Consider the following 13,508-nt stretch of genomic DNA (forward strand, 5'->3'; position numbering starts at 1 on the left):
AGTACATCGCAAAAAGCTCATCAACAAAAAACAATTAAATTTGGCGAATCAAGTAAGGACAAAAAAGAGTTGAAGCACGTTGCAAGTATTACAACGTATAACAAGCCTTATCTTGATTTTAACTTGGATGACGTAAAGTTCAGTTTCAAGATACCAAAAGAGGTTTTCGAATATTTGTCTGAATATCAATAGACATCAAAGCTGTTAATGGCTGATAAATAGTGCTGTTAGTGTTTGAGTTTGTTGGTGGCTTTTAATAAAATTGGTTAAAGAAATGGTTTTATGAACAAAATTCACAAAGCTAATCAGGAAACACACTTATTAAGAAAGAATGTGTTATGTGAAAAATACATATTGTTTGTAGGGAGTTTTTGTATAGGTTATGTCGTACTTGGAAATATTGTCTGGATTGTTATTGACAATGTTTTATACACCGAGTATGTCCTTGAAAAATGATACTGTATTACCCTCTCAAGTTGAGTTTGACAGTATAAATATTTTTCCGTCGCTAATTATATCTCTACTCGCTTTAGCCATTGCTTTTGGTACAACGAAATTATTTAAAAAGGTGGTGAGCTAATAGGGAACTAGTCTCGTCGCCAATTTGGGGTGGAAAACAGGGTTTTTTGGCGACGAAACCCGATCTCGTCACCGTTTTGAAGTGAAAAATGCTCTATTTTGGCGACGAAACCCGATCTCGTCGCCATTTTGGGGTGAGAAATGCAAAATTTGACGACGAGACCCAATCTCGTCGCCCTTTTGAAGTGGAAAACTTGATTTTTTGGCGACGAGCCCTGTTCTCGTCACCATTTTGAGGCGAGAAACACCATTTTTTGGCGACGAGACCCGATCTCGTCACCATTTTGAGGCAAGAAACACCATTTTTTGATGACGAGCCTGAATCTCGTCGCCATTTTGAGGCGGGGAACTTGATTTTTTGACGACGAAGCCCGATCTCGTCACCGTTTTGAATTGAAAAATGCTCTGTTTTGGCGACGAGCCTGAATCTCGTCACCAATTTGAGGTGGGAAACACTTATTTTTGACGACGAGCCCTGTTCTCGTCACCATTTTGAGGCGAGAAACACCATTTTTTGGCGACGAAACCCGATCTCGTCGCCGTTTTGAGGCGAGAAACACCATTTTTTGACGACGAAACCTGATCTCGTCACCGTTTTGAAGTGAAAAATGCTCTATTTTGGTGACGAGCCCTGATCTCGTCGCCATTTTGAGGCGGGGAACTTGATTTTTTGGCGACGAGACCCGATCTCGTCACCATTTTGAGGCGAGAAACACCATTTTTTGACGACGAAACCTGATCTCGTCACCGTTTTGAAGTGAAAAATGCTCTATTTTGGTGACGAGCCCTGATCTCGTCACCATTTTGAGGCGAGAAACTCCATTTTTTGACGACGAGCCCGAATCTCATCACCATTTTAAGATAAGGAATTTTCATTTCTTATCCGTCACCTTTTTCATAGCCTTGTGAACGTCTTGGTCAACTGACTCTTGATAGATGTTGGCGTAGGTTTTTGAATCTTTGATTAATTCGTCGCAGAAAGCCGCTACGTCATTTCCCGTCATTTCAAGTACGCTTTTCCCCGAGGCAGCACCTTCTTCAAACAGATCGACAATTCCCGAGAGCAGACCCGTCATCTCAGTTAGCTCAACAGGGCCGACCTTAAAGAGATATTTTTGAATCTCCTTATAAACAATCTGATAATCTTGCGGAAGGGCCTTGACACGCGCCACGTGAGCTCGCCACTCGTTTTTTCCTTCAATGATATCTCGTATGCTCATGTTATCCTCCTACTTACCTAATTTTTTTGCGATATTATTGTTGAGTTGTTCGCGCCACTTGTCACGAATGGACTTTGCCCCCTCTTCTCCGGCAAGCGCTGAACAGAAGCCTCTGATATCGTCACCCAAAACCTCTTGAACACGCTGACCGTCCGCCGCCGTTTCCTCAAACAGGCCAAGCACACGGTCGAGAATTGGCATAAGGTTGCGACCGGTGAAATCCGTGTACGCCCAAAGATTGGCATTAATCTCTACCTATGCCGCTTGATAATCAGCCGGTAGCTTCTTGACTCTCTTTTCAAAAATTTTAAATTCCCTCGTCATGTCGCTACCGGTAATTTTCTCCCAAAAATTCATTATTTTTCCTCCTTCAGCTCGTTAATTTTTGATGATACAAACGCCCATTTTTCCCAGAACTTCCGCAGCTCTTCACGTCCTGCGTCGTTGAGCGTGAAAAACTTTCGTGGCGGTCCCATATCGGAAGGCCTTTTGGTGATCTCTACCAACTTGTTTTTTTCAAGCCGGATGAGGATGGTGTATACCGTTCCTTCCACAACATCAGTGAAGCCGAGAGCATTCAGCCGTCTTGTAATTTCGTAGCCATAGGTTTCTCCGCGGCTGATAATTTCAAGGACACAACCTTCAAGCACGCCTTTAAGCATTTCCGTTAAGTTTTCCAGCACAATCACCTCATTACTACTTTGTATGACTGGTATGAAGTATTACCTAGTACCGGTATATAGTATCACTTAATAGGACGGCTGTCAATAGGTTATTGCCATGTTAAATTGAAAAATACGCAAATGCCTTTGAGGTGGTATAATAGGGATAATAAGTCTCGCTTAATAAAATACACAGTCATCGGAGGTAGTAATGAAAAAGTTGGTAAGTACGATTTTAAAAACAGTGATCTTTTTTCTTGGATGGGTAATTTTCATTTCTTTTACGCCCGATATACTAACGAATAATCAGGCATATATGCGATTATGGTGGGAATTTGCGCCATTTGCTATACTGATTTTATTTTCTGTTATTTTTATTTCGTTAATTGAAAAGGGTAAAATTAAAATCCCCGTAGCTTCAAGATTCTTTAAAAATTCTATAATAGGTGTTTTAATAGGTGTCTTATGGTTGGGGAGTGTAGTCGCTGTCCTTTTCCTAACAAAAACAATGAATATACAAGATCAAAACAATATTGATTACATATGGCTTTGGATTGTGGCGTCACTGTTGAATGTTGTAATGCAAGAATTGTTGGTGAGAGGTTATCTATATCAATTATGGAAGCAAAATTATAATGTAATTGTGGCAACCGTTTTAACTACTATTCTATTTGCTGCGATGCATGGTGGAGCATTTGAAGCAGGTATTATCCCCGTGCTTAATGTCGTTTCAATGAGTGTATTTGTAACATTGCTCTTAGAATACACAGGTACAATCGTGGCACCAATCATTGCTCATTTTATTTGGAATACGATTGGGGCGATTATCTTTGGCGGTGTTTCCTTGGCTAGTGATTATCCACATCTATTAAACAGTACGTTTCAAGGGAATTCATTCATATCAGGTGGCAGCTTCAAAATTGAAGGAAGTATAATCGTCTTAGTTGTTAATTTACTTCTAATTACAACCTTGTTTATTTTAATTAAAAGACCGGATTCAAATAACCGCTAGTTGCCGGTGCTCTTTTTATCGTTACTCATTACATAGGTAGGAAAATCATTCGAAAAGTCGAGTTGCCGGTGCCCCACACTTTGGGTGATGTATTTATAAAAAATATAACAAGTGAACTTAGAAGTTATTATTTTCACTATGGGGAGACCGGTTCAGGCGTCCTTTTAAAACTGCGTATCGCGGAGTCGCCAATAGACTCGGTCTCACAAGGTTTTTTTCATTAATGCCTTGGGGCTTTCAATTATCAAAATTTTCAGCAAAATCAAATATGTATTTTACTCATTTGACTTCAGCGCCTCAATCATGTTGATGTGTTTCAACTTTAAATGAGTAACTACCATAACAATCGCCGAAAAGACAGTAGTCATTGCAGCTGAAATAAGATAACTTTCCCATGGAATGATTAGCGGAAACGTAACTAAATCAGATGATGCCATCGTTATAATGAACCATGTCAACATTTTTCCGATTCCAAAGCCAACTAATATCCCAAAGATAGTAAAGATAACATTTTCTCGAACAATATACATGGTTACTTCATTATCAAAGAATCCAAGAACTTTAATAGTGGCTAATTCACGTTCGCGTTCGGATATATTGATATTCGTTAGATTATATAGGACAACAAAAGCTAAAGTTCCGGATAAGACAATGAATATTAATACGACTGGTTGTAGACTTCTTGATAGAGAATCTTGCTTTTCAACTTGTGTACTAATAAAAGAAGTATTCTGGACTTTATCTGTATCACGAAGTTTTTGAGATAATTGAGCTTCTTGATTGTTAGTCAAATTTTTAGTCTTGACTAAATATGAATTTGAAACAAAATGATGGTTACCACCCAAAAAGCCCATTTTCCAAGAACATCACGCTCAAATAACAATATATTGTGTCTTGATAAAGAACAATAATACTATATTTGGTGCAAATATTTTTATTAAACCTTTTTGGGTGCTAATCATTAAGTGAATTATATGGCTGTAAAAGTATATGTGTATGCTATTCAAAACCATATTATGGAGTGAGGAATTTTGTCATAAAATGAGGTATGGTTCAAGAATAAATGAAATCTTTTCCAAGTGACAACGGATAACGATGTAACAATTGTACTGCCAAACGAAGGAAAAAGGTGAAGTTGCTTTGGAATCTCGTTATTTTTGTGACAATAAGAAAAACAGGAGAAGTGATTAAGATGAATGACAGGTCGAAAAGAACGGACACCGTATCGAGAATCATTATGGCACCACCGCACGCAGTCTACCGGGCATTTATGGATCTGAAGAAGCTCGTTGCATGGCTTCCACCAACAGGGATGGAAGGCAGAATAGATACGTTCGACGCAAGGGAAGGCGGCATTTATCGGATGACGCTTACCTACCTGGATTCGGATCATCAGACAGGCAAAACCTCTGACAACACGGACGTTAGGCAGGGTGAATTTCTCGAACTTGTTCCGGGCAAGCGGATTGTGCAACGGATCGTTTTTGAATCTGAGGATCCTGCTTTTGCTGGAGCCATGACTATGACTTGGAATCTGGATGAAGTTCCGGGGGGCACCAAAGTTACGATTGTCTCCGAGAACGTACCAGTAGGTATTAGGCAGGAAGACCATGAGGCCGGGATGAGTTCCACACTCGCCAATCTTGCTGCTTTTCTTGAGTAAATATGGAACACGGGGGCCTTATCTATGATTTAAGACAGTTCGCTCCTTATTTTAACGAAAGGAAAAATGCCTTTATTTTTTTGCTTTAGTAGTTGCAATTTTTAAAAAACTTGTTATAATCAAAACACAAACAAACGTTCTTTAAGTAAGGGCAATAAATATTTAATGGCTGGAAAAGTTCGATATTTTGGATCAATGTTTTTTAAAAGGGCGGAATCTTCAAACGCCTTTAAAGGGAATTTTTTCGATTAGGCAACTCTATATTGAAAAATATTTTTAAGAGCCTTTAGTAAAATTAAAAACTTGTACGAATCAAATGAAGGGGAGAGGTTTTAGTATGAAAAAAGGAAAAAGCCAGTTGTCACCGGAACAACAGGAAAAACTACTAGAAATATTGAAGACCCGATTTGAGAAAAACATGAATCGCCATAACGGACTTGAGTGGGAGAAAGTACAAGCCAAGCTAGAAACGAATACTGAAAAATTATGGTCGCTATATGAGATGGAAAGAACTGGAGGTGAACCTGATGTTGTTGGTTTCGACAAAGAGACTGGAGAATTTATTTTTTATGATTGTTCACCAGAAAGTCCTAAAGGTCGCAGAAGTGTTTGCTATGACCGTGAAGCGTTGGAGTCTCGGAAAAAACATAAACCACAAAACAATGCGATTGATATGGCTCGTGATATGGGAATTGAAATTTTATCGGAAGAACAATACCGGGAACTGCAGAAACTTGGCCATTTCGATACGAAAACATCCAGTTGGGTGAAAACTCCTGAGAATATAAGAAAACTAGGTGGCGCCATCTTTTGTGATCGCCGCTATGGTACAGTCTTTGTGTACCATAATGGAGCAGATTCCTACTATGCTTCCAGGGGCTTCCGGGGTTCACTAAGGGTCTAATTTTTCATGACATGATCAAATCTAAGGTAATTCCCTGACTCCTTGGCTAAATTTCTTAGTAATTTATTTTGTTTATTTTAATCGATCAGATGGGGTACCAATGATGTTTGAAGAGATAAAATAGCAAAAGTACCATTTCCATTTTAAAGTATTTTCATAAGTCATCAATAAAAAGAAATGACGTACCTCAGGCGCATACATCATTTCTTAAACGTTCGGATTTTCCAGCTGAACAGTTGCTTCAAGGACAGTTAGTGAGGGTTCGGTTGCATTGAGACGAACAGTGGCACCGATTGGAATAGTTGTCTTATAATAACCGTGACCTGTAGCAAGATTTGCAATCATCGGCTTTCCTAATGGAACTAATAATGCGTTGATTAAATCATCAAACGTTGTCCCGTAAGAAACGAGGCAATTGGTACATTGACCGATGACAATGCCAAGACAATCATCGAACTTACCCGACATAAGTAACTGAAGTAAATAACGGTAGATGGTATTAGATGGAGCATCAGTTTCTTCTATTACCAATATTTTCCCTCTTGTGTCAATTTCGTACGGGGTACCGAGTGTATTCACTAATGAAGTTAAATTCCCACCTATAATTGGTCCTGTTACATTTCCGGGAACTAAACTCCTTAAAGCGATGTTGGGCGGATTTTCAATGATTCTTGGAGAAGTTATTGTCGATGTGGCTTCAAAAAACTGATCGAAATTGTAAGCAGGCGTATTTGGTCGAAAATCACCGACCATCAAACTATGAAATGTAAGTAAATTGCTAAATTGATAGATAATATTTAATAATACGGTCATATCACTATAACCGGAAATAATTTTTGGATTCCTACTGATCACGCCAAAATCTAAATAAGGGAAAATCGACTGAATCCCGGTCCCTCCACGAGTTGCCAGTATCATGTTTATACTTGGGTTGGTAAACATATCCATAAGATCTGCTGCCCTTTGATCAGCAGGTGCTGCAACAATTCCGTCATATGAGAAGACATGTCTGCCCAAAACAACATGAAAACCGAGATTTCTTAGTGTTTGTATACCAATGTTAATCGTTGTTTGGTTAAGGATTGGACTACCCAGTGTAACAAGTCCAATCGTATCTCCCCGTTGTAACATCCGTGGTTTTTTCGCGATAATTCCTCACCCCAAACTTCCGGTTATTTTCTCTCGTCTTAACGGCGAGTCAAGACCCCCACCTCAAGATACCCGAGTTTACAAAGAAGATAGGTGGGGGACGGTCTGCCTGCATGCGTCCGATTGGTTAGTTCTACTTTATCCCGTACAAACAGTCACTAAATCTTCCTCCTGTCCGCTTAAGGAAAGTCAAAGATGTAAGTTAGGAAGATCAAGTGTCAGTAAAGTGGGGATGAAGACCCCTCCACAGCTGGAAGTTTTACCTTATCATTACTTAAATGTATTATCCAAAAGAGCGAAATATGATTATTTTTGATGTGGATGGCCCCAAAGATTCACAAGCAGAACTGACAGACCCGGAGTTCACAACAAATTCCCAGGAAACGAAAAGACAAATAGATTTTTTTGAGATTTAAAATAAGGAACGTAATTATACAAAATTAATTATAAATATCCCTTAATTTTATAACCACACACGTAAACTTCAGAAGTCTTGGAGTGAATCGCAATTACGAATAATTAATCGGATAATTTAGGTCATTTTAATTAATTACTAAAGTTTACATAAAAACATTCCCTTTTTGCCGATATAAATTTATGGATTGTACTAGCTATCCAAGAGCTGAAAGGAGTAAATGAAAAAATGAACCAAGATTATTCTCAAGATAGAGAATATCATCCCCTACTTAAAGCGTTTGTTGAAGTAGCCCCGTACTTCCAAATGTTGGTAAATGAAGATATTACAATTGGAATTTATGATACGGAAAAATTAATCCAAAATTTTCATGCAAAAACATTTTCCCTTAATGTGACACCGGGGGATTCCCTTGTTGAAGGAGATATTATCACGAAGGCAATCCGGGAAAACAAAAACCAAGCGATGGTAGTACCTGCTGAATTATTTGGTGTAAATCTGATTGCTCGTGCGGTTCCTATCCATAATGAAAACAGGCATGTGATTGGTGGCGTGGGAGTTGGTTTAAATGTTGAGAAAGCCAATAAGTTATCTGAAGTTGCTTCCAATCTCTCCGGCGTTTTTAATGAGGTAACAAATACCATTCAAGAAATGGCTGTCTCGATTACTCAACTTGCTGACAACATGAATTTTATTTCTGATAAGGCAAATGAAGTAAATAATAGTGTCAATCTTATTGAAATGGTATCTAATGTTGTTAAAGAAATTGCTGATCAAAGTAATTTGCTCGGATTAAATGCAGCAATCGAATCCGCACGAGCTGGTGAACATGGAAGGGGCTTTTCAGTAGTAGCCGATGAAATTCGTAAAATGGCTACCAATTCAAAAAACCAAGTTAATGAAATACAATCGATTACCAATCAAATAAAGAATGTAATTAATACACTTAATCAAAATGTTCAAAAAGCAAGCACAGAATCAGATTCCCAGTCTGCAGCAATTGAAGAATTGACTGCAACAATGGAGGAAATTAACACAAACTTACAAAATTTAGCCAAACTAGCCAAGGAAAATATTGAACTGAATCAATGATGGAGGAATAAAAATGATCAACTTTCGAAAATTATCTGGTCAATATATAAATGGAGAATGGAGAGATGGGAATAGTAGTCTTGTGATGGAAAATAAAAACCCATATAACGGGGAAATTCTTGCAATGTACAGAGCTGCAAATATAGATGATTTAAATGCTGCATATATATCGGCACAAACTGCACAGAAACAATGGGAAAAAACCAATCCTGTTGTTAAACGAGGAGTTTTTGAAAGAGCTGTTGCTTATTATAGAAGAAAATCATGAGGCAATTGTAGACATTATAATTGATGAAATTGGCGGGACAAGATTAAAAGCAGAGTTTGAAATTGATCTTGTCAAAAATATGATTAAAGAGGCATCTACTTTTCCGATGCGTATGAATGGAACGATTTTACCGTCTCCAATTGATGGAAAAGAAAACCGTGTGTATAGGGTTCCTGTTGTTGTTGTCGGTGTCATCAGCCCATTTAATTTCCCGTTTTTTTTATCAATGAAATCAGTATCTCCTGCATTAGCCACAGGAAACGGGGTTGTCTTAAAGCCACATGAGCATACACCGATTACCGGAGGGACGATGATCGCAAAAATATATGAAGAAGCCGGCCTTCCAAAAGGTTTATTAAATGTAGTGACAACAGAGATTTCGGAAATAGGGGATACTTTTGTTGAGCATCCTGTTCCACGTGCAATTTCCTTTACCGGTTCGTCCCAAGTGGGCAGGCATATTGGTGAAGTCGCAGGAAGAAACTTAAAGGAAGTTCATTTGGAACTTGGCGGTAACAGTGCACTTGTTGTATTGGATGATGCCGATATTGATTTAGCTGTTAGTGCCGCTGTTTTTAGTAGATTTACTCATCAAGGACAAATTTGTATGTCGGCAAACCGCCTGATTATTCATGAAAAGGTTTATGATGAGTTTCTTGTAATGACAATTGTTGAATGATATCTTTTTCGATTTTACTAGGGGTTGTTGTAGGTGCATAGCGCTCTACCACTTGTCCGTTTCTATTGACAAGAAATTTCGTGAAGTTCCATTTAATATCTTTAGAAAGAACGCCACCTTTTTGTTCTTTCAGATAAGTAAATAGTGGATCTGCGTTTTCTCCATTTACATCGATTTTTGCGAACATTGGAAAGGTCACACCATAATTTACCTGACAAAATTGGGTTGTTTCCTCAATATTATCAAATTCTTGGTTGTTAAATTGGCTGCACGGAAACCCTAAAATTTCAAAACCTTGATCTTTATATTTGTTATAAAGTTCTTGGAGGTCTTTGAATTGAGGCGTTAACCCACATTTGCTTGCAGTGTTGACAATCAGTAAAACTTTTCCTTCAAAGTTCTTGAGCGATTGTTCGTCACCATTCGTTTTTTTAACAGTATAATCATAGACCGTTTTCATTTTATGCCCCCTAACAAAATTGAAAGTTAATAACACATCGTAATAAAGAGACCACTAAAAAATTCCAGTAATATCTATAAGATTCCTCGTCAAACTAGGTTTTTCATGTAGTTCGCCGTGTATATTATGTAAGTGAACGTATTCAGTAGTCTCATAAATAAATCGTATGCATTTTAATCGTACACGATATATTAATGAATTTCAATAATTGGGGATGTATATTTTCTATTAAAACGTGAGTATCGCACCTACGAAAACCAATAAATCAGTAAGACCAATTGTCGTCACCATTTTTAGCCAAGCCACCCCTTTTTTGCCGACAAACCAAATCCCGTAGCAAATCATGACCATATATAATCATGCACCAAAATTGGATTATCGGACAACATCCCAAGTTGCACAGAAAAACGAGTGAATAGTCATTCACCTTATGATACAATTAAAAATAATCAAATTCGGGATGTGGGTCTATGTTGTTTAAAAAGAAATTTGAGGAACAGACAGTGAATGGGGTAAGAATGGGGAATGGGACGGTTGCGTTTCGAGGTGTTAAATTAAATGTTCATTGCTTTTTCATTGATGGTGTGTTAATTGATACGGGGGCCCAGTCGTTGCAACGGTTTTTCACGCCATTTTTCCAACAGCTTGATATAGAAAAAGTAGTAATTACCCATTTTCATGAGGATCATACCGGATGTGCGGCTTATTTGCAGGAAAAATTTCAGGTTCCGATTTTCATGAATGATCTCATGATTAACTATTGTACGAAAAAGGCAGATTATCCGATGTACCGTCAAGTTTTTTGGGGAAGGCGAAAACCGTTCCGTGCAGAAGCGATTGGGAAAACTTTTCAATCTGCCAATGCATCTTGGACGGTTATCAACACACCCGGCCATGCCATTGATCATCTTGCTTTTTTAAATGAGGCCACAGGGCAGCTTTTTACCGGAGATCTTTATTGTCAGGAAAAGACAAAGGTGGTTCTTCGGGAGGAAAATATTCTGGAAATTATCGCATCATTAAAAAGAGTCTTAACTTATGATTTTGAGGAAGTGTTTTGCAATCACGCCGGCTTCCTGAAAAACGGGCGGAAAGCTTTGGAGCGAAAATTGGATTATTTGTTGGACCTCGAAGGAAATATTGTCAAACTATATAGGGAAGGGAACACGCCGGAAGAAATAAAGGATCTATTATTTCCGAAAAAATATCCGATCACATTTTTCTCTTCCGGCGAATGGGATTCGATTCATATCGTAAACTCCATTATTAAACATCATGAAAAAGTAAGTATTTAACTTGACCAGCAAAAACGCCGCCACTCAAATGTTTGTAAGTCGCAAATAGAACGCTCTGTATTTTTTAGCAAGAAGGGGAGAGTTGAAAAAATTGAGCTCTCTCTTTTATTTTTTCCATCCTCAAAAAAATTTACTAACACCACACTAAATCCTTCAAAAATACATGATTCTGCCAATATTCCCCTTCGTCACAAGCAAAAAGTATTTGTCAAAATTACTTTGACATTCGGCAGAGTAGCCAATCATCATTCATTCCGCTGCATTCGTTTTCTTAACAAAAAATGCGGAATTAACGAACATCATTCATCCGCACTGCATTCGTTTACTTAACTAAAAAAAGAATTGCCAATCATAATTCATCACTGCATTCTTTTCCTTAACAAAAAAAGCAGAGTAGCCAATCATCATTCATCTGCATTCATTTCCTTAACAAAAAATGCAGAGTTACCAATCATAATTCACCACCGCTACAACCATTTCCTCAACTAAAAATTGACATAACCCGCATTTTACATAATGTTTTCAAGCAAGTTGGAGAAAAGCGATAACACAACCTACCATTTTTTTGCAGGAGTTATTCATCTTTTTGAAGAAATATCAGAGATAAATATACTTAAAAAATTGCGAATCTCCATCTTTCCAATGAGGTGATACCGATTGAAAAAGAAACTGGTTTACTCCATATTTGCTCTAGCTTTTCTAATCAGTGCGTTTCTAATGTTTTTTTACGGTCAAAATACCTTTTATGTAAAAAAAGAGACGAGTACCACCGAGCCAAAATATGATTATCATTTCGTTCTAATCCCGGAAGAAGAGGACAATGAATACTGGCGTCAAGTTGAAAAAGGGGCGAGGGATGCTGCGGAAAAACAGGGGGTATATTTAGAATACATCGGGCCAAAACGTGCCAATCTCAATGATCATGTGAGAGTTTTTGACAAAGAGATTGCCGGAAAAGTGGATGGAATTATGGTACAGGGTTTATCCAATGAAGCGTTTACTCCGCTTATCAATAAAGCGGTTGAAAAAGGAACCTCGATTATTACGATTGATACGGATCTGCCGGAAAGCAGAAGGGATGTCTATGTCGGTACAGATAACTATATGGCCGGTTTTATGGCGGGGAAGGCTTTCATTGAAGATACGAAAGGTGAACAAATGGTAGGCATTGTTATTGGACGTAATGATGCCATTCACCAGCAACTTCGAGTGGAGGGTTTTAAAGAAGCGGTAAAGAATGAATTAAGAATAAAAATCGTTGGCATGAAGGAATCGAATATATCAAAAACCGGCGCGGTACAAGCTACATATGACTTATTGAAAGAGAATCCGAATATCACGGCTTTTTACGGTACAAGTGCATTAGACGGGGTCGGAATTGCGCAAGTCATCCGGACGATGCGGCCATATTCCGATCCGTATGTCATCACATTTGATACCTTGCCTGAAACTATCCAACTTTTAGAAGCTGAGGAAATCGATGCCATCGTTGTTCAACATCCATATGAAATGGGATACACTGCAGTAAATATGCTGGTTGAATTAAAGAAGGGCAACCATCCGGAAAAAATTCAGCATACCCCGACAAGTATCATACGGAAAAATGACCTGAACCAGTTTTTGCAGAAACATATTCAAGAAAATAACAAGTAGAAGGAGTTCTCAGGTTATGAAGTCAATCCGGAGTAAACTGATTACTTATTTTTTCGTCTTTGTTATCTTATTTAATATCGTTGCAACCGCCATTTTTTTAAGCAGTAATCAACTGATGAAAACATATAATTCCAGCTTCGAACGCTTTCTCTTATTCAATTCCATTTGGCAAAAGACAAATGAACTGATTGAAAAAGTGAACCGTTTTGTTGTGGAACGTGATTCACATGATGTTATCGACTTTCAAAAGATTCGTAGAGAGATTGAGAATGAAAAAATTAAATTAACGAAAAAAATGGATGGAATCGACCCGTATCAATTAAAAAAATATGAAAATGTGATTGATACATTGATTGTAGAAGGGGAACTGACAATCGGTTTTGCGATTCGTGATAATATCGATATGTATAATGACCACTTGGAAGAAGCACAAAATACCGCCATCTATTTAAAAGGA

General features: G+C 38.0%; 13 protein-coding genes and 3 pseudogenes. 9 read left to right on the forward strand and 7 right to left on the reverse strand.

What is annotated here, in order from left to right:
* Positions 1–192: hypothetical protein (locus BT1A1_RS19215; RefSeq protein ID WP_034768178.1), on the forward strand; the 192-nt coding region annotated here is incomplete at its 5' end.
* A gap of 481 nt (positions 193–673) precedes the next feature.
* Here the strand turns inward: BT1A1_RS19215 and BT1A1_RS18480 are convergent.
* The 4 genes and pseudogenes from BT1A1_RS18480 to BT1A1_RS03530 form a co-directional block, all read right to left on the reverse strand.
* Positions 674–1,018: a hypothetical protein gene (locus BT1A1_RS18480; RefSeq protein ID WP_156103164.1), complete on the reverse strand. Its 345-nt coding sequence runs from the start codon at positions 1,016–1,018 to the stop codon at positions 674–676.
* Positions 1,019–1,451: 433 nt separating this feature from the next.
* On the reverse strand, positions 1,452–1,799 hold the full coding sequence (locus BT1A1_RS03520; RefSeq protein ID WP_034768180.1) for a DUF1048 domain-containing protein: 348 nt from the start codon (positions 1,797–1,799) through the stop codon (positions 1,452–1,454).
* Positions 1,800–1,808: 9 nt separating this feature from the next.
* Positions 1,809–2,156, reverse strand: a pseudogene (locus BT1A1_RS03525) (DUF1048 domain-containing protein).
* On the reverse strand, positions 2,156–2,479 hold the full coding sequence (locus BT1A1_RS03530) for a PadR family transcriptional regulator (protein ID WP_197057067.1): 324 nt from the start codon (positions 2,477–2,479) through the stop codon (positions 2,156–2,158). The pseudogene BT1A1_RS03525 and the gene BT1A1_RS03530 overlap by 1 nt, the downstream one beginning before the upstream one ends.
* A gap of 193 nt (positions 2,480–2,672) precedes the next feature.
* On the opposite strand from BT1A1_RS03530, the gene BT1A1_RS03535 reads away from it, so the two are divergent.
* Positions 2,673–3,473: a CPBP family intramembrane glutamic endopeptidase gene (locus tag BT1A1_RS03535; protein ID WP_034768191.1), complete on the forward strand. Its 801-nt coding sequence runs from the start codon at positions 2,673–2,675 to the stop codon at positions 3,471–3,473.
* A 275-nt stretch (positions 3,474–3,748) separates the two neighbouring features.
* Here the strand turns inward: BT1A1_RS03535 and BT1A1_RS03540 are convergent, their stop codons facing one another.
* Positions 3,749–4,264, reverse strand: a complete 516-nt coding sequence (locus BT1A1_RS03540; protein WP_231553277.1) for an ABC transporter permease — start codon at positions 4,262–4,264, stop codon at positions 3,749–3,751.
* A gap of 338 nt (positions 4,265–4,602) precedes the next feature.
* Between BT1A1_RS03540 and BT1A1_RS03545 the strand changes: the two genes are divergently transcribed.
* Both BT1A1_RS03545 and BT1A1_RS03550 read left to right on the forward strand, forming a co-directional pair.
* A complete protein-coding gene (locus BT1A1_RS03545; protein ID WP_231553278.1) occupies positions 4,603–5,136 on the forward strand; it encodes an SRPBCC family protein in 534 nt (177 codons plus the stop codon).
* Between the two features lie 337 nt (positions 5,137–5,473).
* The gene (locus BT1A1_RS03550; RefSeq protein ID WP_034768197.1) at positions 5,474–6,040 is read left to right on the forward strand and encodes a DUF4256 domain-containing protein; all 567 of its coding nucleotides are present in this window, start codon (positions 5,474–5,476) and stop codon (positions 6,038–6,040) included.
* Positions 6,041–6,247: 207 nt separating this feature from the next.
* Here the strand turns inward: BT1A1_RS03550 and BT1A1_RS03555 are convergent, their stop codons facing one another.
* Entirely contained in the window at positions 6,248–7,189 is a 942-nt protein-coding gene (locus BT1A1_RS03555) for a S66 peptidase family protein (protein ID WP_072012640.1), read from the reverse strand.
* A gap of 643 nt (positions 7,190–7,832) precedes the next feature.
* Here BT1A1_RS03555 and BT1A1_RS03560 point away from each other — a divergent pair.
* Positions 7,833–8,696, forward strand: a complete 864-nt coding sequence (locus BT1A1_RS03560) for a methyl-accepting chemotaxis protein (protein WP_034768201.1) — start codon at positions 7,833–7,835, stop codon at positions 8,694–8,696.
* Positions 8,697–8,709: 13 nt separating this feature from the next.
* Positions 8,710–9,622, forward strand: a pseudogene (locus BT1A1_RS03565) (aldehyde dehydrogenase family protein); the annotation flags it as partial.
* Here the strand turns inward: BT1A1_RS03565 and BT1A1_RS03570 are convergent.
* Positions 9,591–10,103, reverse strand: a complete 513-nt coding sequence (locus BT1A1_RS03570; protein ID WP_051988988.1) for a glutathione peroxidase — start codon at positions 10,101–10,103, stop codon at positions 9,591–9,593. The pseudogene BT1A1_RS03565 and the gene BT1A1_RS03570 sit on opposite strands and share 32 nt — an antisense overlap.
* A 470-nt stretch (positions 10,104–10,573) precedes the next feature.
* Between BT1A1_RS03570 and BT1A1_RS03575 the strand changes: the two genes are divergently transcribed.
* From BT1A1_RS03575 to BT1A1_RS03585, 3 genes and pseudogenes are all read left to right on the forward strand, one after another.
* A complete protein-coding gene (locus tag BT1A1_RS03575) occupies positions 10,574–11,398 on the forward strand; it encodes an MBL fold metallo-hydrolase (protein WP_034768203.1) in 825 nt (274 codons plus the stop codon).
* A gap of 657 nt (positions 11,399–12,055) precedes the next feature.
* Positions 12,056–13,051, forward strand: coding sequence for a sugar-binding protein (locus BT1A1_RS03580; protein WP_034768205.1), 996 nt, complete (start codon positions 12,056–12,058; stop codon positions 13,049–13,051).
* Positions 13,052–13,067: 16 nt separating this feature from the next.
* Positions 13,068–13,508: pseudogene (locus tag BT1A1_RS03585) on the forward strand (hypothetical protein); the annotation flags it as partial.

The sequence above is a fragment of the Caldibacillus thermoamylovorans genome (genome assembly GCF_000751775.1).
Classification (GTDB): Bacteria; Bacillota; Bacilli; order Bacillales; family Caldibacillaceae; genus Caldifermentibacillus; species Caldifermentibacillus hisashii.

Coding starts and splice junctions, on each gene's coding strand:
- BT1A1_RS03520 (WP_034768180.1), bottom strand. CDS start 1,799: ATGAGCATACGAGATATCATTGAAGGAAAAAACGAGTGGCGAGCTCAC.
- BT1A1_RS03535 (WP_034768191.1), top strand. CDS start 2,673: ATGAAAAAGTTGGTAAGTACGATTTTAAAAACAGTGATCTTTTTTCTT.
- BT1A1_RS03550 (WP_034768197.1), top strand. CDS start 5,474: ATGAAAAAAGGAAAAAGCCAGTTGTCACCGGAACAACAGGAAAAACTA.
- BT1A1_RS03560 (WP_034768201.1), top strand. CDS start 7,833: ATGAACCAAGATTATTCTCAAGATAGAGAATATCATCCCCTACTTAAA.
- BT1A1_RS03570 (WP_051988988.1), bottom strand. CDS start 10,103: ATGAAAACGGTCTATGATTATACTGTTAAAAAAACGAATGGTGACGAA.
- BT1A1_RS03575 (WP_034768203.1), top strand. CDS start 10,574: ATGTTGTTTAAAAAGAAATTTGAGGAACAGACAGTGAATGGGGTAAGA.